Raw genomic sequence first — 1,265 nt, forward strand, 5'->3', positions numbered from 1 at the left:
TGGCCGACCTGGACCAGGTCCACGCCGGCGTCCTCGAACACCAGGTGGTAGCGGCGGAAGCGGGGGTCCGCCCAGTCCGCGTAGCCGCGCCGAACCCGGGCGCTGCCCCAGGCGTGGCACAGCCACCGGATCGCCGCCGCCGCGACGCCGTCCTCGGCGAACGGAGGGCCGGTGCCGAGCACGAGGTTCTCGACGTCCAGGTACAGCGCCACCTGTCCCCGTCGCCGGTCCACCGACGGGTGCCGTGCCCACAGCTCGTGGAAGCCCATTCCCGGTCCGCCTCTCCCGCCGGGCTGGTCGGCGCCTCCGCCAGCGACGGCCGCCCTGGTGGTGTTCTCCCGGTGGTTCGCCCGGCTGCCCGCGCCAGGGCACTCCGAACTCAGCCGGTGCCCGACCGCACCCCGTCCAGTGCCCGCATCAGGTCGTCCCGGGCTCGGGCGACCCGGGAACGCACGGTCCCCACCGGGCACCCGCACACCTCGGCGGCCTCCTGGTAGGACAGCCCCAGCACCTGGGTGAGGACGAGGACCTCCCGCCGCTCCGGTTCCAACTCGCTCACCAGGAGGTCGAGCTCGACCGCACCCTCGAAGCCGCCCGAGGTGCGCCGCACGCGGGAGTGCGCGGCCTCGGCCGACCGTTCCCAGTCCTGTCCGCCCACCAGGGTGGGCCGTCGACCGGCGTGGCGGAGCTGGTCGACCACCGCCCGCCGCGCGATCGAGAGCAGCCAGGTGCGGGCCGAGGAACGACCTTCGAAGGTGGGCAGGGCACGCAACGCGCGCAGGTAGGTTTCCTGGGTCAGGTCGTCCGCGCTGTCCACTGTCGTCAGATGCGCGGTGAACCGCCACACGTCCCGTTGCGTGGCGCGCACGAACGCCGCGATCGCCTCGCGGTCTCCCGTGCCAGCTGCCACGGCCAACCGTGTGGTCTCGTCGTCGAAAACCCCACGCCAGGTCACAGATCAGTAGCGTAGCGCAGTGCCCCTGCGGAACCGTGTCTGCCGAATGGCCGACAATCAGGGTGTGGAGTGCGAGACCTGCCGTGAAGCGTTGTCGGCCCGCATGGACGGAGAACGGGAACCGGTACCGGCCGAGGCGGTCACGCGGCACCTGGAGGTCTGCGCCTCCTGCGTCGGCTGGTACCGCCGCGCGCAGGCGGTGACGCGGTCGCTGCGGATCCGTCCCGCACCTCGGCCACCGGACCTGGTCGACGCGGTCCTGGCGTCCGCCCCCGCCCCCGTCCCCGTCGCCGGAACCCGGCGACCGCCC

3 protein-coding genes are annotated in these 1,265 nt (G+C 73.5%); 1 reads left to right on the top strand and 2 read right to left on the bottom strand.

The window, feature by feature from the left end; genetic code table 11:
- Positions 1-269, bottom strand: a 269-nt coding sequence (locus ACTIDRAF_RS31210; protein ID WP_039789537.1) for a hypothetical protein, incomplete at its 3' end; no start/stop codon positions are given.
- Between the two features lie 110 nt (positions 270-379).
- Positions 380-955, bottom strand: a complete 576-nt coding sequence (locus ACTIDRAF_RS0224795; RefSeq protein ID WP_016701359.1) for a sigma-70 family RNA polymerase sigma factor — start codon at positions 953-955, stop codon at positions 380-382.
- A gap of 46 nt (positions 956-1,001) precedes the next feature.
- Between ACTIDRAF_RS0224795 and ACTIDRAF_RS31215 the strand changes: the two genes are divergently transcribed.
- The coding region (locus tag ACTIDRAF_RS31215) for a zf-HC2 domain-containing protein (protein ID WP_245533631.1) at positions 1,002-1,265 on the top strand (264 nt) is incomplete at its 3' end.

The organism is Actinoalloteichus spitiensis RMV-1378 (assembly GCF_000239155.1).
Lineage (GTDB): Bacteria > Actinomycetota > Actinomycetes > Mycobacteriales > Pseudonocardiaceae > Actinoalloteichus_B > Actinoalloteichus_B spitiensis.